The organism is Sphingomonas hengshuiensis (genome assembly GCF_000935025.1).
In the GTDB taxonomy this organism is placed as follows: Bacteria; Pseudomonadota; Alphaproteobacteria; order Sphingomonadales; family Sphingomonadaceae; genus Sphingomonas; species Sphingomonas hengshuiensis.
The window spans coordinates 4,903,934-4,923,464 of the sequence record NZ_CP010836.1; the positions used below are offsets into that span (position 1 = coordinate 4,903,934).

The 19,531-nt window shown below is 62.6% G+C and carries 16 protein-coding genes, 1 tRNA gene, 6 pseudogenes and 1 other annotated feature; of the genes and pseudogenes, 10 read left to right on the forward strand and 13 right to left on the reverse strand.

Annotated elements, in window-relative coordinates; translation table 11 throughout:
• Positions 1–33: 33 nt before the first annotated feature.
• Positions 34–561 carry a hypothetical protein gene (locus tag TS85_RS22480; protein ID WP_044335252.1) on the forward strand — a complete coding sequence of 176 codons (528 nt, stop codon included), beginning with the start codon at positions 34–36 and terminating at the stop codon, positions 559–561.
• 3 nt (positions 562–564) lie between these two features.
• Here TS85_RS22480 and TS85_RS22485 read toward each other — a convergent pair whose 3' ends face one another.
• Positions 565–1,227 carry a DUF2490 domain-containing protein gene (locus TS85_RS22485; protein ID WP_044335254.1) on the reverse strand — a complete coding sequence of 221 codons (663 nt, stop codon included), beginning with the start codon at positions 1,225–1,227 and terminating at the stop codon, positions 565–567.
• 83 nt (positions 1,228–1,310) lie between these two features.
• Between TS85_RS22485 and TS85_RS22490 the strand changes: the two genes are divergently transcribed.
• A complete protein-coding gene (locus tag TS85_RS22490) occupies positions 1,311–1,754 on the forward strand; it encodes a hypothetical protein (RefSeq protein WP_227698580.1) in 444 nt (147 codons plus the stop codon).
• Positions 1,755–1,768: 14 nt separating this feature from the next.
• Positions 1,769–2,422 (forward strand): fructose-6-phosphate aldolase, encoded by a 654-nt coding sequence (gene fsa / locus TS85_RS22495; protein ID WP_044335256.1) that lies wholly within the window; start codon positions 1,769–1,771, stop codon positions 2,420–2,422.
• Between the two features lie 172 nt (positions 2,423–2,594).
• On the opposite strand, the gene hemW is transcribed toward fsa, so the two are convergent.
• The 4 genes and pseudogenes from hemW to TS85_RS22525 all read right to left on the reverse strand — a co-directional run bounded on the left by hemW (position 2,595) and on the right by TS85_RS22525 (position 7,365).
• Positions 2,595–3,740 (reverse strand): radical SAM family heme chaperone HemW, encoded by a 1,146-nt coding sequence (gene hemW, locus TS85_RS22500; RefSeq protein ID WP_044335257.1) that lies wholly within the window; start codon positions 3,738–3,740, stop codon positions 2,595–2,597.
• A 227-nt stretch (positions 3,741–3,967) separates the two neighbouring features.
• Positions 3,968–4,970, reverse strand: a pseudogene (locus TS85_RS25050) (IS630 family transposase); the annotation flags it as partial.
• Between the two features lie 457 nt (positions 4,971–5,427).
• A pseudogene (locus TS85_RS22520) lies at positions 5,428–6,487 on the reverse strand (IS91 family transposase).
• Between the two features lie 35 nt (positions 6,488–6,522).
• Entirely contained in the window at positions 6,523–7,365 is an 843-nt protein-coding gene (locus TS85_RS22525; RefSeq protein WP_320407131.1) for a site-specific integrase, read from the reverse strand.
• A gap of 360 nt (positions 7,366–7,725) precedes the next feature.
• Here TS85_RS22525 and TS85_RS25675 point away from each other — a divergent pair, with 360 nt between their 5' ends.
• A complete protein-coding gene (locus tag TS85_RS25675; RefSeq protein ID WP_155006530.1) occupies positions 7,726–9,021 on the forward strand; it encodes a hypothetical protein in 1,296 nt (431 codons plus the stop codon).
• 45 nt (positions 9,022–9,066) lie between these two features.
• On the opposite strand, the pseudogene TS85_RS26465 reads toward TS85_RS25675, so the two are convergent.
• The 3 genes and pseudogenes from TS85_RS26465 to TS85_RS26215 form a co-directional block, all read right to left on the reverse strand.
• Positions 9,067–9,204: pseudogene (locus TS85_RS26465) on the reverse strand (IS630 family transposase); the annotation flags it as partial.
• Between the two features lie 125 nt (positions 9,205–9,329).
• Positions 9,330–10,406: an IS5 family transposase gene (locus tag TS85_RS22530; RefSeq protein WP_044335259.1), complete on the reverse strand. Its 1,077-nt coding sequence runs from the start codon at positions 10,404–10,406 to the stop codon at positions 9,330–9,332.
• A 72-nt stretch (positions 10,407–10,478) separates the two neighbouring features.
• Positions 10,479–10,714 (reverse strand): annotated as a pseudogene (locus TS85_RS26215) (transposase); the annotation flags it as partial.
• Positions 10,715–10,783: 69 nt separating this feature from the next.
• Between TS85_RS26215 and TS85_RS25680 the strand changes: the two are divergent.
• A complete protein-coding gene (locus tag TS85_RS25680) occupies positions 10,784–10,954 on the forward strand; it encodes a hypothetical protein (RefSeq protein WP_155006531.1) in 171 nt (56 codons plus the stop codon).
• Positions 10,955–11,331: 377 nt separating this feature from the next.
• Positions 11,332–12,408 carry an IS5 family transposase gene (locus TS85_RS22535; RefSeq protein ID WP_044332087.1) on the forward strand — a complete coding sequence of 359 codons (1,077 nt, stop codon included), beginning with the start codon at positions 11,332–11,334 and terminating at the stop codon, positions 12,406–12,408.
• A gap of 131 nt (positions 12,409–12,539) precedes the next feature.
• Here TS85_RS22535 and TS85_RS24935 read toward each other — a convergent pair whose 3' ends face one another.
• The 3 genes from TS85_RS24935 to gmd are packed head-to-tail and all read right to left on the reverse strand — an operon-like array spanning position 12,540 to position 15,153.
• Positions 12,540–13,112, reverse strand: a complete 573-nt coding sequence (locus TS85_RS24935; RefSeq protein ID WP_077228756.1) for a class I SAM-dependent methyltransferase — start codon at positions 13,110–13,112, stop codon at positions 12,540–12,542.
• Positions 13,109–14,074 carry a GDP-L-fucose synthase family protein gene (locus TS85_RS24940; RefSeq protein ID WP_077228757.1) on the reverse strand — a complete coding sequence of 322 codons (966 nt, stop codon included), beginning with the start codon at positions 14,072–14,074 and terminating at the stop codon, positions 13,109–13,111. Before TS85_RS24940 ends, TS85_RS24935 begins: the two co-directional genes overlap by 4 nt.
• Positions 14,071–15,153, reverse strand: a complete 1,083-nt coding sequence (gene gmd / locus TS85_RS22540; RefSeq protein WP_044335261.1) for a GDP-mannose 4,6-dehydratase — start codon at positions 15,151–15,153, stop codon at positions 14,071–14,073. The genes TS85_RS24940 and gmd overlap by 4 nt, the downstream gene beginning before the upstream one ends.
• 423 nt (positions 15,154–15,576) lie before the next feature.
• On the opposite strand from gmd, the gene TS85_RS25685 reads away from it, so the two are divergent.
• The 3 genes and pseudogenes from TS85_RS25685 to TS85_RS24345 form a co-directional block, all read left to right on the forward strand.
• The gene (locus tag TS85_RS25685; protein ID WP_155006532.1) at positions 15,577–15,930 is read left to right on the forward strand and encodes a hypothetical protein; all 354 of its coding nucleotides are present in this window, start codon (positions 15,577–15,579) and stop codon (positions 15,928–15,930) included.
• Between the two features lie 50 nt (positions 15,931–15,980).
• A pseudogene (locus TS85_RS25060) lies at positions 15,981–16,349 on the forward strand (IS3 family transposase); the annotation flags it as partial.
• Positions 16,206–16,320, forward strand: a sequence feature (AL1L pseudoknot). Its footprint overlaps the pseudogene before it by 115 nt.
• A 90-nt stretch (positions 16,350–16,439) precedes the next feature.
• Positions 16,440–17,436 (forward strand): annotated as a pseudogene (locus tag TS85_RS24345) (IS256 family transposase); the annotation flags it as partial.
• Here the strand turns inward: TS85_RS24345 and TS85_RS22555 are convergent.
• A tRNA-Thr gene (locus tag TS85_RS22555) sits at positions 17,415–17,489 on the reverse strand. The pseudogene TS85_RS24345 and the gene TS85_RS22555 sit on opposite strands and share 22 nt — an antisense overlap.
• 90 nt (positions 17,490–17,579) lie before the next feature.
• On the opposite strand from TS85_RS22555, the gene TS85_RS25900 reads away from it, so the two are divergent.
• Positions 17,580–17,720, forward strand: coding sequence for a hypothetical protein (locus TS85_RS25900; RefSeq protein WP_173426254.1), 141 nt, complete (start codon positions 17,580–17,582; stop codon positions 17,718–17,720).
• Here TS85_RS25900 and TS85_RS22560 read toward each other — a convergent pair.
• Complete coding sequence (locus TS85_RS22560; protein WP_044336839.1) at positions 17,717–19,513, reverse strand: aminopeptidase P family protein; 1,797 nt, start codon at positions 19,511–19,513, stop codon at positions 17,717–17,719. The genes TS85_RS25900 and TS85_RS22560 overlap by 4 nt on opposite strands.
• Positions 19,514–19,531: the final 18 nt, after the last annotated feature.

The following is a 19,531-nucleotide window of genomic DNA, read 5'->3' on the forward strand; positions in this document are numbered from 1 at the left end:
AATCCCGTATTCGCGGGCCGAGGAGATTGCCCGATGTTGCTGCTCGCCTTGTTGCTCGGCCAGGCCGTGCCCGCACCCGCCCCCCAACCAGCCCCGACGCCCGCGCCCTGCACGGCGATGGCGGGGCTGCCCGCGGCGCTGGCGGCATGGACGCTGCCGGGGCAGGGCAGTCCGGGCGACCTGACCCGGCCCGTGGTGTTGCGAAGCCTCACCCCCGAGGGTCAGGCGAAGCTGGACGCCCGCCCGCCGGTGAAGACCGTCGCCGATGCGCTGGCGCTGCTGAACGCGACGCCCGAGCCGGCGCAGAGCGGTGGTGTCGCCCGTATCGGTTTTCGCATCGATCGGGCCGGCACCTATGGTATCGCGCTCGACCAGCCCGGCTGGATCGAGGTCGCTCCGAAGGACGGCTCGGCGCTGACATCGGTTGCCCACGGCCATGGCCCGGAATGCTCGACGATCCGCAAGATCGTGCGGTTCGATCTCCAGCCGGGGCTGTATGTGCTCCGCCTCAGCAAGCTCACCAAGCCACAGGCCAAGGTGATGCTCGTCGCCGGGGAATAGCCGCTACAGCGCCAGCGTCAGCGCGAAGGTGGCGGCGTGCTCCATCAGGTCGCGTTCGCCGCCGCGCCCGAAGCGGTATTGGTTGAGATAGCCGACATCGCCGCGCAGGTTCGAGGAGAGCGGCAACGACACCAGGATCGTGTGCCGCAGCCGTTCGACGCCGCGATCCTGACCCCAGTCGGTCGCATTGAAATTGACGAACGACTCGGCGGTGGCGAGGAGGAACGGCGCGTTCTTCGCCCGGCCCAGCGGCAGCGTGTAGCGGAGTTGCGGGCGGATTCGCACGCCCATCTCGCGCCCGCGCTGGTGGAAGCGCTCTTCCAGCCGGAACCTGATGCCGAAGCCATGGCCGACGGTCATCGTCACCTGCTGGCGCAATCGCTCCTCGTTCGGCTTGGTGCGGCCCTGCTCGTAATCCTCGACATGGCGATAGCCGAGCGCGAGTTCGAAACGATCGCCAGCCTTATGGGTCAGAAGCCCGCCAATCTCGTTATGCGCAAACCCTCCGGCATTGTCGCTGAACCGGCCGATCGCCTCGACGATGACCTGCGTGTCCTCCGCCACAGGCACCGATCCATTGGCCTGAAACCAGAGCTGCGAATCCTCGCGCTGCGCCAGCGCCGGTGCAGGAGCGAGCAACAATCCAGCAAGAAAGACACGGCGCATCGGCGGCGCTCTACGGTTCTGTCACGGAAATGCAACAACATCCCGCGCGGCGCGGTTGCCACCTCGGCTGTGGGTGGCATAGCATGAGCGCGCCGGGGAGGGCCGGCATTCCGGGGGGAACCGTCATGCTGTCGATCGCGCTCGCATTCACGCTTGCAGCCGCCGCGCCACCGCCCTGTACGACGCGCGATGCCGCGCTGCCCCGCGCACTGGCGGGATGGACGCGCGCCGGGCGCGGGCTCGACACCGGGCACACGGTGACGCTTCCGGTCCGGCGCGGCGCGGCGACCACCATTGTCCGCATCCGCAAGGCCGGGCTGTTCGGCATCGCCGCCGACCGCGACGGATGGATCGACATCGCCCCGGCGCGGGGCAAGCCGCTGTCGCTCGATTCCGAACCGCGCGTCCCCGCCTGCTCGACAATCAAAAAGATCGTGCGGTTTCGCTTGCGGCCCGGCAGCTATCGCGTATCGGTCGCGAAGCTCAAGGCGGATCGAGTGCGGCTGATGCTCGTCCGCTACGGATAACGCAGGAACGCATCATGAAATTCTTCGCCGACACCGCCGACATTGCCGACATCCGCGATCTGGCCGAGGGTGGCCTGCTGGACGGCGTGACCACCAATCCCTCGCTGATCCACAAGGCGGGGCGCAACTTCCTGGAAGTCGTCGCCGAGATTTGCGAGATCGTCGACGGTCCCGTCTCCGCCGAAGTCGTCGCGCTCGACTATGCGACGATGATGCGCGAGGCCGAGGTGATTCGGAAGATCGCCGACAACATCGCAGTTAAGGTGCCGCTGACCCTCGACGGGCTCAAGACGTGCAAGGCGCTGAGCGACGACGGCACGATGGTCAATGTCACGCTCTGCTTCTCCGCGAACCAGGCGCTGCTCGCGGCAAAGGCGGGGGCGACCTTCGTCTCGCCCTTCGTCGGGCGGCACGACGACAATGGCTTTGACGGGATGGACCTGATCGAGGACATCCGCACCATATATGACAATTACGACTTCGGCACCGAGATCCTGGTCGCCAGCGTCCGCCACCCGATCCACGTGCTCCAGGCCGCCAAGATCGGCGCCGACGTGATGACCGCGCCGCCCGCGGTGATCCGCCAGCTCGTCAAGCATCCGCTGACCGACAAGGGCATCGAAGGCTTCCTCGCCGACTGGGCGAAGACCGGCCAGTCGATCTGCTGAGCGGATCGGGCTGTTGGAATGCAAAGGGCCGGGGCGGATGCTCCGGCGCTTTTATTTTGGGCCAGAGCCTGATGACGACGAATAGGCCCGTTCGTGCTGAGCCTGTCGAAGCACGGTGAGTCTCACTGCCCTTCGACAAGCTCAGGGCGAACGGTGGGTGGTACCCACGACTCTATGGCGTGACGAGTTCGCGCAGGATCGCCTCGAGCACCGGCATCCCCGCAGTGCGCACCCGCAGCCGGGTGGCGTCGCGGGCGACCAGGCCCTGCGTCTCCAGCATCGCGAGCGCGCGCAGGTCGAGCGGGGCGCTGCCGCCCGAGATCGCCGCGACTCGCGCCAGATCGATCCCCTCGCGCAGCCGCAGACCCATCAACAGCGCCTCGACGCCGCGCTCGCGGGGTGCCAGCGGCGTCTCTTCCTGCGCGCCGTGCCCGTTGCGCGCCACCGCCGCCATCCAGTTCTCGGGCTTTTTGTGGCGCAGCGTCGCCAGCCCGCCGCGCCGACCATGCGCGCCGGGACCAACGCCCGCATAGTCGCGATAGCGCCAATAGGTCAGGTTGTGGCGGCTCTCCGCCCCGGCGCGCGCGTGGTTCGAAATCTCATAGGCGGGCAGCCCCGCCGCCGCGCTGATCGCGCGCGTCGCCTCGAACAGATCGGCGCCCGCATCGGGATCATAGGCGGCCAGCTCGCCCTTTTCGAACAGCGTCGCGAACCGCGTGCCCGCTTCGATCGTAAGCTGGTAGAGCGACAGATGCTCGGTGCCATAGCCGATCGCGCGGCGCAGTTCGGCTTCCCAGTCGGTCAGGCTCTGGTCGGGCCGGGCATAGATCAGGTCGAAGCTCACCCGCGCAAACGCCCGCTGCGCGGTGGCGAGCGCCGCGAGCCCCTCGTCGACGCCATGCGCGCGGCCCAGGAAGCGCAGCGCATCGTCGTCGAGCGCCTGGAGCCCCAGCGAGACGCGGTTCACCCCCGCCGACGCCAGATCGGCGAACCGCGCCGCCTCGACCGAGGAGGGGTTGGCCTCCAGCGTGATCTCGACATCCTCGTCGAACGCCCAGTGCCGCCCCGCCGCCTCGATCAGCGCCGCCACCGTCGCGGGCGGCATCAGCGAGGGCGTGCCCCCACCGAAAAAGATCGACCCCAGCCGCCGCCCCGGCAACGCCGCCGCCTCATAGGCCAGATCGGCGAGCAGCGCGGCGCGCCACGCATCCTGGTCTACCGCCTCGCGAACATGGCTGTTGAAGTCGCAATAGGGGCATTTGGATACGCAGAACGGCCAATGGATGTAGAGCGCGAAGGATTCGGGTGTGTCTGTCATGCGAACCGCGCCGGTAGCGCGATTCGCGCGGGGCGCGTAGCCCTCAAAGCGGAGAGAGTGGAGGGTAAGGGGAATCGTAACGACTTTTAACATATTGAGAATGCAATAAATGCTGGATTGCAGCGAAAAATGTAGCCCCACACTACCATCCATGGACGAACGGCCAGGCCGGGCGAATGGTCAGGACGATCAAGGAAGCCACGACTAGCACCAAGTCCCACTGATGGTCACCCATGCGCCCATGCTCTCGTGCCGATGGACATGATGCGCCATGGCTGCTCGACGAGACGGTTCCATGCGAAGCAGCAGTGGTCGAGGATGTCGGCATAGGACTTGAATATCCGGTTGGAGAGCGAGTTTTCGCGCATGAACTGCCAGATATTCTCAACGGGGCTGAGCTCGGGGCATTTCGACGGCAGCGGCAGCAAGGTGATGTTGGCCGGGGGGTGAGAGCGCCGGAACCATGCCATTCCGCCTGGTCGAGCAGCAGGATGGCGTGCGCGCCCGGCGCGACGGCGGCGGAGATTTCGGCCAGATGCAAGTTCATGCCCTGGGTGTTGCATCGTGGCAGTACGAGCGCAGCGCCCTTACCCTCGGCCGGGCAGATCGCTCCGTAGATATAGGCGGATGCCGTGCGTTGGTCCTTCGGCGCCGAAGGTCGGGTTCCGCGACGCGCCCAGCGACGGGTGATCCCGTCTTGCGGGGGAATGATCCCCCGGATCATTCCCTGTTCCGCGCGATCTGGCCGATCCGCGCCTCGTCTTGCCACCAAAGCTCTATCGGTGTGCCGCGCGGGAGCGTTGCCCGGATCGCTGCCACTTGGGCGGGGAAGTTTTTCAAACGTCGCAATGGCGTCATCCTCCTGCGCATGATGACGCGGGCGTGCCGACAGCTTGCGGTACCCCATGGCGCGCAACTCCCGGCTCAATGTCTGCTTGCTGATGCTGATGGCGAACGCGTCCCACACCCACTGCCAGATCGATCAGCCGCCAGCGTACGACACCGTGCGATGCCGGGATCGGGCCACTCTCGCGATCTGCACCAAGGCGCGACGTTGCGCGTCGTCGAGCAGTGGCACGCCGCCAGGCGGCACCGCGTCGATCAGCCCGTCAGGCCCGGCGGCGTTGAACCGCAATACCCGATCGCGACCCGTCTGAAGCCCACCCCGCCGACGCGCGCCGCCTCGCTCCGTGTCCCGCACTCGTAAATCGACGCCAGCGCCCGCATCTTGGCCGCTGCGAATCCGATCGAAGCGCCACCGCCGATGCCATCGCCAACCTCCCTCAGGCCCGCGATCATTGAATCGGAGGTCTGGCCGTTTGGGAATCTGGAGGGTTCTGTGAGGTTGCGCGGCGCTGCACGCCGGGCTTGGCGCGTGCGCGACCTCATTGAAGCCGGATTGAGCGAACCCGCTGACGCGGCCACGCGCTATGGGATTAGTGTCGCGACGCCGGTTCCTGGCGACTGGCTTCGGGCGACGCGGAGCGCTCGCGTCGGTGGCGGCGACGCCAAACCACCGGTGTTAGCCGGGGAGATCGATGCACGGATCGGCTTTTTGGGTTGGATTGCGAGATCGACGCCGGCTCGGCGGACATGTCGGCAAGATATTGGACACGGGGCATCATTACGTCGGTCGACGCTGATGTCGCGACGCCGTCAGGATCGATGTTCGGATCGAAGCGTGTGCTCACGACGTATCAGGCGGCGGCCGAGGTGGCCGGGTCCGCCATCGCGGCAGCGTGGCGGTGATGCGTAAAATGCCGCGACAGCAGGGACAGACGGTTGGGTCAAAACGTGGGAGCGACCTGGTGACTTCGCTGGCTGCCGCGGTCGAAGGCGACTTCATCGCCGCCAGAAGCTGCCGGATGATCGCCGGGCGCGTTGCGGCGGCGGTAATCGCGCCAGCGGAAGGTCACGCTGGCCTCATCGGCGCTGACCAGGCGGCTGTTGGCGATGGCGACCCGGTGGGTATAGCGGCCGAGATAGGCGAGGACATGTACGGGCGAGCCGAACGGCGGCTTGGCATAGACGACCCAGTTCTTGCGACGAAGCCGCCGGATCGCCGCGGTGAAGCCATCGTCATCCCCAAGCTCGGTCAACGTACCGGAAAAGCGCAGTTGGCCGACCGCGTGGGCCGCGTGAAGCCGCTCGAGGAACAGCCGCCGGAACAGGCGGGAGAGGACATGGATGGGCAGGAAGAAACGGGGCCGGCAGTCGAGCCAGCGCCCATCGGCAGAAAGCGCTCCGCCGGGGACGAGGCAATGGATGTGGGGATGATGGGTTAGCGCCTGGCCCCAGGTGTGAAGAATGGCGAGGAAGCCGATCGCGCCGCCGAGGTGCCTGGGATCGGCGGCAATGATCTTGAGCGTCGCGGCGACCGCGTCGAACAGGATCGCATAGACGACCGCCTTGTTGTGGAAGGCGATCTCGGCGACTTCGGCCGGCACCGTGAACACGACGTGGAAGTAAGGTACCGGCAGCAGATCGGCCTGGCGGTCGGCGAGCCACCGCTCGCGCGTCGCGCTCTGGCACTTGGGGCAATGCCGGTTGCGACAGGAGTTGTAAGCGACACGGGCATGCGCGCAGTCTTCACAAGCCTCGAGATGCCTCCCGAGCGCTGCTGTCCGGCAGAGCTCGATCGCGGACATGACGCGGCGGTCCACGCGGCCGAGATGACCGTCGTGAGCATGACGATAAGCGGGACCATAGCGGCGGAAGATATCCGCCACCTCCAGATCGGAACGCAACGGACCGGCTCAGGCGGGCGGCACCAACTCCAGCGTCAGGCGATCGAAGGGGCTCTGCGTCCCCACGATCGTGCTTGTTGCCGCATGCGTGTAGCGCGCGGTCGTCGACAGACTGTTGTGCCCCAGAGCACCTGGATGATCCGGATATCGACGCGGCCTTCGAGCAGATGGGTCGCAAAACTGTGGCGTAGCGTGTGCACGCTCACCCGCTTGACCAGGCCCGCCGCCTTGGTCGCGGAACGGCAGGCCGAGTGAAGGACCTGCACGTCGATCGGCTTGTCGCCGCGCCCGGGAAACAGCCAGCCCTCCGGGCGGGCCAGTCGCCAATAGGTCCGCAAGATCTCGAGCAGCTGCGGCGACAGCATGATCGTGCGATCCTTGGCGCCCTTGCCATGGCGGACCTGGATCAGCATCCGGTCGCTATCGATATCCGCCACCTTGAGGCTCACCGCCTCCGAGGCGCGCAATCCAGCAGCATAAGCGGTCGTCAGCGCGGTGCGCGCCTTCAGCGACGGCACCGCTTCCAGGAAGCGCACCACCTCGTCGGCGCTCAGGATATCGGGCAACTTGCGCGGCGTGCGCGCATAGACGATCCGCTCCGGGATCTCCGCCCGGTCGAGTGTCACGCCGTAGAAGAAGCGTAGCGCGCAGACTGCCTGGTTCAGCGCCGGCCAGGAAATGCCCTGCGACACCAGATAGACTTGGAAGGCGCGGACATCCTCCAGCCCCAGCCGATCCGGCGACCGGCCGAAATAACGGCTGAACTTCGTTACCGCATGAAGATAGGATCGTTGTGTCGCGGGCGACAGGTTGCGCAAGCTCATGTCGTCGATCATGCGACGACGCAGCGGGCTCGCCGCTGCCGGGGCTTCAGCCATGGGATGGTCTTCTGGTCACGGGTTGGTATCAGCAACCAAACCTTCCCATCAGGAGGCCATGCAGGCCAAACACTCACGCCAATCCCCCGTCAGCGGGTTCGTTCAATCTCAAAAATCACACTTCTGCCAAAGTAGTGCTAGTCTGGGGCAGCGATATTCAGCGCCGTTGCAACGCCATCTCGCGATCGGCGGACGCTCACCCAGATCGCGCGCTGCAAGCGTTTGACATCGGCTTGACAGGCCCATATCGAGAGCGGTGCGCCATTTCGTATTTGATAGCCAATTAGTGCTGAGGCCCCGCGCGACTAGACCTCGGCGCCAATATAAAGAATATTTATGGATAGCTCCTTGCCCGGATCTATGATTCACGATGACGTGCGCAAACTTGTTGTCGTGAATCGAAGTGATGGCCTTGGCGAACGTCTTCGCGCCCTGCTGAACGGGTTGTACCTCGCCAGGTTGACGCGCTCTAAACTTCTATTTTCGTGGAACTTTAGAGAGGATTTGACGCACCATGCGATTGCACCCGTCACAGAGATGTTTAGTGCTGAATTTATCAGAGACCATTTTTCCGAAAGTATCGACAAGAACGCCTTCGTAGAACTCGGAAGGCAAATCGCCACCGAGGAAGAGCTGCATGATTTAGTGCGGGGCAAGGCTGGGTGGTTGGTTAACCAGGGCAGTCTTCAACGCCTTTTGCCAGCTGAACTTTCGCCTAATGGGAGGCAATTCAAGACGATTTTTGAGTCTATTGCTTTTGCGGGCCCAATCGCAGACGCGATCAGATCGGCTCAGAGCGTGAAACGTGACGCAGATATGACCGCAATTCACATCAGGGCTGGGGATATAGTATACGGGAGATTCCGTTTCAGCGATAATTTCACCCGGAAGGCGCTTTGCGCTCCCGTCGCTCGAGCTATTATTGAGCTTGCTCTTGATCGTGGTTCCGAGGTCGTGTTGTTCAGTCAAGATTTGGAGATTGGCCGTCAGTTTTCGCGATTTTACAATCTGCGACTGGCCTCCGACCTTTCTCGTCATTTTCCAACTGCTGTCGAACAGGCCATGTTTGAAATTGCCCTTATGGCGGAGTGCAATAAGATTGTCGCCGGAGGAAGCGGATTCGCCGGCTTGGCCGCGCAGATCGCCGGACGCAATATTGTGTCGCCAGCTTCCGCTTTACGTCCCGCTGATCAGGCGAAATTGATTGCATATGATCTAGGATTTAAAGGCCGAGAGACCGTTTATCCGCCATTGCAAACTGCGTTTTCATATTGGACAGCGTTTCACTTGCTAGAGAATGAGGATCGGCAGGATGAGGCCGCCGGATACCTGAGAAGCGCAATAGCTTATGATCCGGATAATGAGTTCTACGTTTTGAGGTTAGCCTCGTTTCTTTTCAGCAGAGGAAGAGACAAGGAGGCAGACATTGTTCTTGAGGATCGCCTTGGTGCGCAAGAGAAAAATGGGAGCGTGATACCAAAAGAGGTCTTGTCTGTTCTGTTAAGTAAAAGTATTGCGAGAGGGTATCGACTTGCAAGCGACCACGAGGTTTTTCGGCTGGCGATGTCGCGGGGCAGCAGACTGGCAGAAGTATTGGTTAATCAAATATCGTTGGCCGAAGGGCGTCAAGTTAGCCAGCTCTGGAGCGGTTTCTGATCAGTATGCATCGTAACCAACGGCTGCGAAGTAGTTCGAGCATTCCTATGGCGAGTAGAGATCGACGATGCGGCCGATGGCATCCCGGAGGCTGTGGCCAGAGGCTGTGAATGGTCCGCTCGACCGCTTTTCGTAGGTGCCCTTCAGCTTCGAAAAGGCCATCTCGATGGGGTTGAAGTCAGGTGGGCGCCTCCATTTGCCCGTTGATGCGATCGTATTGAGGATTCGAGGTGGCGCTTTGGGTAGCCCTGGGGTTTGGCGCTGGGTTTGCCGGGATTTTCAGCGGCTTCCGTAGAGCGCGGACGCAATTATCCCATGGCGGCGCGTCGCTCGTGGAAGATCAGGCGGTGGATGTTGAAGGCCAGGTTGGCGAGCGTGATCTTGGCCTTGGCCCGTTCGATGCCGATGGTGCGGATGAACAGGCCCATGACGGCCTTCTGATGCGCGAACACATGCTCGACGCGGGTCCGGATCTTCGACTTGGTGGCGTTGCCGCGGCGGACATGGGCGGGCATCGGCCTGCCCTTGGGCTTTCTGCGGTGGATGCGGCTGACGCGGCCCTGGGCCTTCAGCCAACGCTCATTGCTCTGGCTGCGATAGGCGGTATCGGCCCAGACATCCGATGCGGTGTTGTCGCTGGTCACCACGTCGCGCAGCATGCGCCCGTCGTAGCGCGCGCCATCGGTGACCTGGCCCTTACGAATGAAGCCGAAGGTCCGGCATATCGAGATGCTGCTTTTATACCCGAAGCTTGGGATTGCGATATCCGGCTGCGGCTTGCCATCGGCGGTCGGTCGCGCCTTGGCGAATTTAAGCGTCCAGCGGGCATCGACATCCTTCTGGCGCGCCCTGGCGGGTTCGTCCGGCCAGATCTCGGCAGCGCTCCGGCCCGCCTTCACCGCGGCCTTCTCGGCCTCGGTGTTGCGTTGTTTGGGCGCGGCGACCAGCGTTGCATCGACAATCTGACCCCCCATCGGCAGATAGCCCCGCGCCTTCAACTGGCGGTCGAAATCGGCAAACAGCGTATCGAGCGCGCCGACCGCAGTCAGCCGCTCGCGGAACATGCGGATCGTGTTCGCATCCGGCGTCGCTGCGCCAAGATCGAAGCCCAGGAAGCGCAGCCAGCTCAGCCGATCCCGGATCAGCCATTCCATTCGCCCGTCGGCCACGTTGTTCTGCGCCGCCAGCACCAGCACCTTCAGCATCACCACCGGATCGTAGGGCGGACGACCACCCTTGGTACCGTCGGAATAGCCCAGTGCAGCTACCAGCGTCGGCCGAAACGCTTCAAAGTCCACGATCCGCGCCAGCACCTCCAGCGGATCGCCGTCCGCTGAAAGGCGCTTCATGTGGTCCGATAATCCGAAAAGCCCAGCCTGCCGCATCGTCCGCTCCCGCTGACCGCCGACAGTGAATCATCACTGCGCCAATTTGGCGAGAGGTAAATGGAGGTGCCCAGGGCTGTAAGGCGGAAGGAACAGGAGTCTGGCACCTGCGGCTTCGATGGCGGCACGCACGGCTGGCGCCTTGCGGCTGGACATATTGCCCATGATGACGCTTTGCCGGGCGAGAGTTCGGGTACCAGGACGCGGGTCACGTAGGTGGTGACGGCGTCACCGTTCATCGGCCCGTCGAGCCCCCAGGGTGCGATCATGCCGGTGCGGCTCAGACCCGCAACGAAGCTGGTGGTTTTTTGTCATCCGCGAGGACGGCGAGGTCATCGGGGAGCATATCCGCCGGTTTGCGTGTGAGCAGACGATCTATGACCCCTGACATCACCACCTCCGCCGCAACCGCGGCGAAGTTAATCAAATCTGGCCCTCAAAGGCCAACAGTTTTTCGAGGCATCCAACTTGCCGTCATCCTGCATCGCCAGTGGCACGACGCCGCCGACTTCCGCTGGGGAAAGGCGCCGGCGCTCGAAGCAGCATGAGGAGGCAAGAAACAGATCTTGCCTGAAGAGGCGAGTAACGGTCGGTCCCATGGGGACGATGGGCGGAATGACCTCGTTGAGGGTCCGGATCCTCGGCAGCGCCGAAGGTCGCGAAACAGATTGAGGCATCCCGCTCTCCTGTCCCCATCATGCGCCAGCCCAGCGCTGACCGCGGAGAGAAGCGAGTGATTCATGGGAACGGTCACGAATTCGAGGAAGGAGCTTGACCCGATAAGCCCCAATCAGAGAGGACTCTCAGATCGGCAAACCACTTATCCCCGCTTTTCAAATTCCTCGAGCCACCTGGGCACCTCCATTTACCTCTCGCCAAATTGGCGCAGTGATGATTCACTGTCGGCGGTCAGCGGGAGCGGACGATGCGGCAGGCTGGGCTTTTCGGATTATCGGACCACATGAAGCGCCTTTCAGCGGACGGCGATCCGCTGGAGGTGCTGGCGCGGATCGTGGACTTTGAAGCGTTTCGGCCGACGCTGGTAGCTGCACTGGGCTATTCCGACGGTACCAAGGGTGGTCGTCCGCCCTACGATCCGGTGGTGATGCTGAAGGTGCTGGTGCTGGCGGCGCAGAACAACGTGGCCGACGGGCGAATGGAATGGCTGATCCGGGATCGGCTGAGCTGGCTGCGCTTCCTGGGCTTCGATCTTGGCGCAGCGACGCCGGATGCGAACACGATCCGCATGTTCCGCGAGCGGCTGACTGCGGTCGGCGCGCTCGATACGCTGTTTGCCGATTTCGACCGCCAGTTGAAGGCGCGGGGCTATCTGCCGATGGGGGGTCAGATTGTCGATGCAACGCTGGTCGCCGCGCCCAAACAACGCAACACCGAGGCCGAGAAGGCCGCGGTGAAGGCGGGCCGGAGCGCTGCCGAGATCTGGCCGGACGAACCCGCCAGGGCGCGCCAGAAGGATGTCGATGCCCGCTGGACGCTTAAATTCGCCAAGGCGCGGCCGACCGCCGATGGCAAGCCGCAGCCGGATATCGCAATCCCAAGCTTCGGGTATAAAAGCAGCATCTCGATATGCCGGACCTTCGGCTTCATTCGTAAGGGCCAGGTCACCGATGGCGCGCGCTACGACGGGCGCATGCTGCGCGACGTGGTGACCAGCGACAACACCGCATCGGATGTCTGGGCCGATACCGCCTATCGCAGCCAGAGCAATGAGCGTTGGCTGAAGGCCCAGGGCCGCGTCAGCCGCATCCACCGCAGAAAGCCCAAGGGCAGGCCGATGCCCGCCCATGTCCGCCGCGGCAACGCCACCAAGTCGAAGATCCGGGCCCGCGTCGAGCATGTGTTCGCGCATCAGAAGGCCGTCATGGGCCTGTTCATCCGCACCATCGGCATCGAACGGGCCAAGGCCAAGATCACGCTCGCCAACCTGGCCTTCAACATCCACCGCCTGATCTTCCACGAGCGACGCGCCGCCATGGGATAATTGCGTCCGCGCTCTACGGAAGCCGCTGAAAATCCCGGCAAACCCAGCGCCAAACCCCAGGGCTACCCAAAGCGCCACCTCGAATCCTCAATACGATCGCATCAACGGGTAAATGGAGGCGCCCACCTCTCTCAAGTCACAGCCTCCAAATTTAGGCTCATCAATCGGCCATGAGTTTTATCCATGTGAGGCAAGTAGGACTGTGAGTAATCGTCCGGACCGGCATGTTCGGTTTCCCGCCAATCCCAATGGCGCACCTCTTGGAAGCCTACTTCGAGCAGAGTAGCCGTAAGACTGGGTTCATCAAATAAAACTTTGTGATAATCGTACTGATCCCGCTGCCCACCGACAAGCAGCCCCATGATATCAATAAGGCCGCGAGGTAGCTTTCCCTGGACATATAATTCGGCACATGCTCGGAAATCTGGCACTGCCAACCTTAGTATGCCACCGGGCTTCCGAAGTACACGATACCACTCCACCAGTACATCTCGATATTCATTTCGACCGAAATGCTCGAGAACGTGACATCCGTAAATCACTTCAATGCTCGAGTTCTCAGCAAAATCCAGCCTCTCCACAGGACCGACGTGATCCACATGTGGATAGGCAAGAGCATCGACGTGCGTCCAACCTGGAAAATATTTTACGCCACAGCCTAGGTGAAGCTTCACCGGCGCCTGTACGTCTGAGTCTACTTTCATGCAGGCGCACCTGTCAAATCAGCATGATTGCGGACAAAATCGGAATAGGCGTCGGCAAGTCCTACCTTGAGGGGAATACGGGCAGTCCAGCCGAGCCCCGCGAGTCGGGACACATCGAGTAATTTACGTGGCGCACCGTCAGGCCGCGAGGAGTCAAACTCGAGGTCTCCAGTAAACCCTACGACGGCGGCAACCGCTCGTGCAAACTCCGCTATGGTAATGTCATGGCCTGTACCAATATTAAGCGGCATTTCGTCTGAGTGGTGATCTAAAACGAATATGGTGCCGTCAGCGAGGTCATCCACGTGGAGGAACTCGCGCATGGGACGGCCCGTGCCCCACACCGTCGACCTCGAATCTTGACGGACTTTAGCTTCATGAAACCGCCGGATCAATGCGGCAGGAACATGGCTATTTTGTGGGTGATAGTTATCGCCTGGGCCATATAAATTAGTCGGCATCACCGAAACGTAATTACGACCGTGGCTGCGGCGGTAGGCTTGAGCTAATTTGATTCCCGCAATTTTGGCAATCGCATACCATTCGTTAGTGGGTTCCAGCGGTCCCGTAAGAAGGTGTTCTTCTCGAATTGGCTGTGGAGCGTCTCGAGGATATATGCATGACGATCCTAGAAAAACCAATCGGTTTACGTCCGCTCTGTGCGCGCCCTCAATCAAATTTGCGGCAATTACCAAGTTATCGTAAATGAATGGCGCCGGCTGAGAGGAGTTGGCGTAAATCCCGCCGACTTTGGCAGCGGCCACGATAACACTGTCTGGCTTCAGCTGTTTCACCTTTGCAAAGGTTGCAGCCTGGCTCGTTAGATCCACGTCGTCCCGGCCCAGGGTCACTACCTCGGTACCGTCACGCTCGAGGCGGCGAACCAGTGCCGCGCCGACCATTCCTTTGTGACCGGCGACAAGCACGCGACCGCGGCTATGTTCGATAGAAAGGTCGCTCATTTCTCGTCCATCGGTAAGCGGCTTTCCTCGGCAATATTTACAAGGTCAGCTGCGACCATTTCCTTCACCAAGGCTTCAAACCCAATTGTGGGTGCCCAACCGAGCAAGTTCCGAGCTTTTGTGCTATCGCCAAGCAGCAAATCGACTTCGGTAGGGCGGAAATAGCGTGCATCAACGCCGACGTGAGCCACACCGGTTCTAGTGCATTGCCCAACCTCGTCCACACCAGATCCGGACCACTCAATCGTCACGCCAATTTCCGCGAAAGATTTCTCGACGAATTGACGCACGCTGTACAGTTCTCCTGTCGCGAGCACAAAATCGTCGGGTTGGTCGTGTTGTAGGATTCGCCACATCCCTTCGACATAGTCACGCGCGTGACCCCAATCTCGCTTTGCATCAAGGTTTCCGAGCCAAAATTTCTTGCGTTTGTCCAGCGCGATTTCTGCGACCGCGCGAGTAATTTTACGTGTTACAAATGTTTCACCCCTAATTGGGCTCTCGTGGTTAAAAAGGATGCCGTTGGACGCATAGATCCCATAAGCTTCACGGTAGTTGACGCAAATCCAGTAACCGTAGAGCTTCGCTACGCCATAGGGCGATCGCGGATAAAACGGGGTCGTCTCGCTTTGCGGGGTCTCTACCACTTTTCCGTAAAGCTCAGAGGTAGATGCTTGATAAAATCGTACGCGGTCCTCCATTCCGAGTATTCGTATAGCCTCCAGCATGCGCAGGGGCCCGATCGCGTCAGCATTCGCTGTGTACTCTGGGGTCTCAAAGCTGACCTGCACGTGGCTTTGGGCTGCCAGGTTGTAAATCTCAGAAGGCTGCGTTTCTTGGAGAATTCGGATGAGGTTCGTACTGTCTGTCATGTCGCCATAGTGCAAGTAAATTGGCGCTCCGTGGTCGCGAGCGTCCATTATCATGCGATCTATACGTGCAGTATTAAATGACGAGGAGCGCCGTTTCACGCCGTGAACCTCATACCCCTTGTCAAGTAATAATTGAGCCAAATAAGCGCCATCCTGCCCCGTTATTCCAGTAATCAAGGCTGTCTTGGTTGCACGACTTCCCGTCATTCAAACCCCCCGCGGCGTCCGTATCATCGTCGATATCATCATGACCGCGACGGACGGACTGAATCAAGCCTTTAGCCTTAAGAGCACTGGACTGGTAGTGGCGAAAGTTAGGAACTATCAATTCCGCCGCTCAGCAGGTTGCCGCCCCAGGCGTTATGAAACTATCCTCTTAGCGCCAATCCTGGGCGGCGAGGCGTCAGGGGGTGCGTCACCCCAGCGCACGCCACCGAGGAGCGCGAAGGTGCTGCCGCAGATGCTGACGTTATCAACCGGCACCGCGGTGCGACGGCGGGAAATGGAGCCAGATCCGGCGCATCTGCGCGTCTGACAACCAGATCAGACCACTCATGGCGACGACCCCTCGCGCCTGCCATCGAATCAACAAGCTCGCGAACCGCAAAGTACTCGACAGGTCCGAAAACGTTGGCGACGTTCCGAGCGCTTTCCAACTGGCCGCGCTTCTCAATCTGGGGAATCGCGGCAATCTTCAGCGACGTGGCCATTGGAAGTGGGTTTTTCCGTCCGCAACGTCCGCGCGGCCACCCATTGCGGCACGTGCCAACTCCCGGGAAGGGAGCGGGCGACTATCGCTGGCAGGAAAGACCAAAGCAGAATGCCGGCGAGGAAGGCGCCGACCACCGCCCACAGTTCTCGCTTGCGCTGGTGATCGGTCAACCGCGCCCGCACGGCAATCCCGTCGATGCGCCCGATCGCCTGGTGCAGGTCGGCACGGGCCTCGTCCCTCTGTCGCTTGTCGTCGGCGCTCCCATCCGCTGAAGCGTCCCGGGTTTTTCGGAGGCTCCTATCTGTAAGAAGGAGCATCTGGTATGAGCAAGATGGGAAACAAATTTTCGCCTGAGGTCCGTGATCGAGCGGTGCGGATGGTTGGCGAGCACCGCGCGGATTACGGCTCGGAATGGGAGGCGATGAGTTCGATTGCCTCGAAGATTGGCTGCGCGGCCGCAGGGCGTTGATGATAAGGTCAGGCTCAAGCTGCTAGAGCGCGAGGTCAAGGAACTACGTCGAGCCAACGAGATCCTGCGCAAGGCGTCGGCATATTTTGCGATGGCGGAGCTCGGCCGCCGCGAGAGATGATGATGGCGTTCATCGAGGTCCGTCGCGCGGCCCTGGGTATCGAGCCGATCTGCCGCGAACTGGCAATGGCCCCGTCCTCCTATCACGAACATCCCACCCGCTGAGGCCGAAGCTAACTACTATGCGGCCATTGAGACCCGCGATATGGTTGCCTGAACCAAACTTCATAGCCTCCAGAAAACCCGGGACGCCTCAATCCGCAGCTTATCGCCAAGTATCAGCGCCGTTTCCCGGGTTTCGATGACAAGGTCCTATCGATGTACGCGCGCGGTATGAGCACCCGCGAGATCACCGGGCACCTGCACGGATCTGTACGGGATCGACGTTTCTCGACCTGAGCAGCACGGTGACCGACGCGGTGCTCGATGCAGTCGCCACCTGGCAGCAGCGGCCGCTGGACCCGGTTTACCCGTTGGTCTTTCTCGACGCGATCCGCGACGAGGACATGGTCCGCAACAAAGCCATCCACATCGCGCCGGGCGCCCGGTCGATGGCGGCAAGTAAGCGCTCGGCTTGTGGATCGAGCAGAACGAGGGCGCCAAATTCTGGCAAGGGTCATGAACGAGCCGCGCAACCGCGGCACCGAGGATATCCTGCTCGCCCCCCGGATCAAGTCCGGGGCAGGCTTGTCGATGGCCTCAAGGGCTTCCCGAGGCGGTCACCGCCAGCTTCCCGGATGCGATCGTGCAGACGTGCATCGTTCATCTGCTCAGGAACAGCATGGATTTCGTGTTCTGGAAGGACCGCAAGAACCTCGCCAGCGCGCTCAGGACGATCTACCGGGCGACTGACGCCGATGCTACCGAGGCGGCGCTGACGGCGTTCGAGGCAGGATATTGGGGCCAGCGCTATCCCGCCATCGGCCAGAGGTGGAGACGCGCCTGGAGCGAGGTTACTCCGCTTTTGGCGTTCCCCGATGCGGTGCGCCGGATCGTCTATACGACGAACGCGATCGAGGCGCTGAACTCGAGGCTCAGGCGCGCTGTTCGGGCCAGAGGCCATTTCCCCCGCGACGAGGCAGCCACCAAGCTGCTCTATCTGATCGTGAACCGATCGGAGAAAGGGTGGAAAATGCCGCCTTGTGCGTGGTCCATGGCCATCGTCGGACGCAATCAGCGGCTTTCCCCAGAGGGGAGGACTAAGTATCTGACACATAAGTCGGAAAATGGTGCTGCCGGTGAGGATTGAACTCACGACCTCAGCCTTACCAAGGATGCGCTCTACCACTGAGCTACGGCAGCACTCGCCGGCTGGTGCCGGGCGGGAGGGGCCTATGTGCTTGGGCGCGGTCGATTGTCAACCCGAACCCGACAGGTCTATCGCATCCTCCCATGAATGATGTCGAAAAACACGCCCGGCGGGCGGCGGCGCTGCGCGAGAATCTGCGGCGGCGCAAAGCGCAGGCGCGGGGCGCCGTGCCCGAGCAGCCAGCCCCCGAGGACCCCACCCGCGAGGCGCCGCCCAAGGCCTAGCCGATCGGCGCGCATTTGGCCTCCAGCCAGGCGCGCTCGGCGGGGTCGAGCTGTGGGCCGACCACTGCCAGCACCTGGGCGTGATAGGCGTCGAGCCATGCGCGTTCGGGCGGGGTCAGCAGTTCCGGCACGATCAGCGTGCGTTCGATCGGCGCGAAGGTGAGCGTTTCGAACGCCAGCATCGGCTGTTCGCCGCCTGGAATCGCGACGGGCACGACCAGCACCAGATTCTCGATCCGGATGCCGAATTCGCCTGCCTTGTAATAGCCGGGCTCGTTCGACAGGAACATGCCCGCGCGCAGCACTTCGAGCGCCTGCCCGCCCGGATAGAAGGGCTGGGCGATCCGCTGCGGCCCTTCATGCACCGCCATATAGGCGCCGACGCCGTGGCCGGTGCCGTGCCCGTAATCGAGCCCGACTTCCCATAAGGGGCGCCGCGCGAAGCCGTCGAGCTGGGCGCCGGTGGTGCCTTCGGGGAAGATCGCGGTGGCGAGCCCGATATGCCCTTTCAGCACGCGGGTGAAGCGGTCGCGCATCTCGTGCGTAGGCGTGCCCACCGGCATCACCCGCGTCACGTCGGTGGTGCCATTGGTATATTGGCCGCCCGAATCGACCAGATAGAGCTGGCCCGGCTCGATGGGCAGGCTCGATTCGGGCGTAACCTTGTAATGCGGGATCGCGCCATTGGGGCCGGTGGCGGAGATGGTGTCGAAGCTGAGATCGCGCAGCGCGCCGGTCGCCTCGCGGAACGCCTGGAGCCGGTCGGCGGCGGACAGCTCGGTCAGGGCGCCCGCGGGGGCGGTCTCCTCGAACCATTTCAGGAAGCGGACCAGCGCCGCGCCGTCGATCGCCTGCGCCTGTTTCTGACCGGCGATTTCGGCGGGGTTCTTGACTGCCTTGGCCAGCACCACCGGATCGCGGACCTGGAGGATCTTCGCGCCGCCTAAATCGAGCGCGTCGAAGATCGCGGCGACCGCGCGCTCGGGATCGGCGGCGACGCGCTTGCCCGACAGCGCGGCGAGCGCGGGGGCGAAGGCGGCGCGATCCTGGACGCGGACGGCGTTGCCGAGATGCTGGCGGACGGCGTCGGTGATCTTTTCGGGTGCGACGAACAGGTCGGCGGTGCCGTCGGCATGGACCATGGCATAAGCGAGCGCGACGGGCGTGTGCGATACGTCGTCGCCGCGGATGTTGAACGCCCAGGCGATCGAATCGAGTGCGGAGAGCACCACGGCATCGGCCTTTCGCTCGGCCAGCCAATCGGCGATGTCGGCGCGCTTGGCGGCGGAGGACTTGCCCGCCAGCGTGTCGTCATGCGGCACCAGCACGGCATCGGAGGGTGCGGGGCGATCGCCCCAGACCGCGTCGATCGGATTGGCCGCCACCGCGACCAGATCGGCGCCGCGCTCGGCCAGCGCCTTGCGCGCTTCGTCGACCCAGGCGCGGGTGTGCAGCCACGGATCATAGCCGATCCGCCCGCCTTCGGGCGCATGCGCGGACAGCCAGTCGGCGACGCTGGTCGCGGGGACGCCGACATACTCCCAGTCGCTGTCCGAAACCTGTTGCCGCACCTGGAGTGTGTAGCGCCCGTCGGTGAAGATCGCGGCCTCCTGCGGCAGCACCACCGCAGTCCCCGCCGATCCCTGGAACCCGGTCAGCCAGCCGAGCCGCTGGGCATAGCCGCCGACATATTCGGACATATGCTCGTCGGTGAGCGGCACGACGAAGCCGTCGAGGCGCTCACGTGCGAGCTGTTCGCGCAGGGCGCGGAGGCGATCGGTGTGGCTGGACATGATCAGGGATTCCCATGG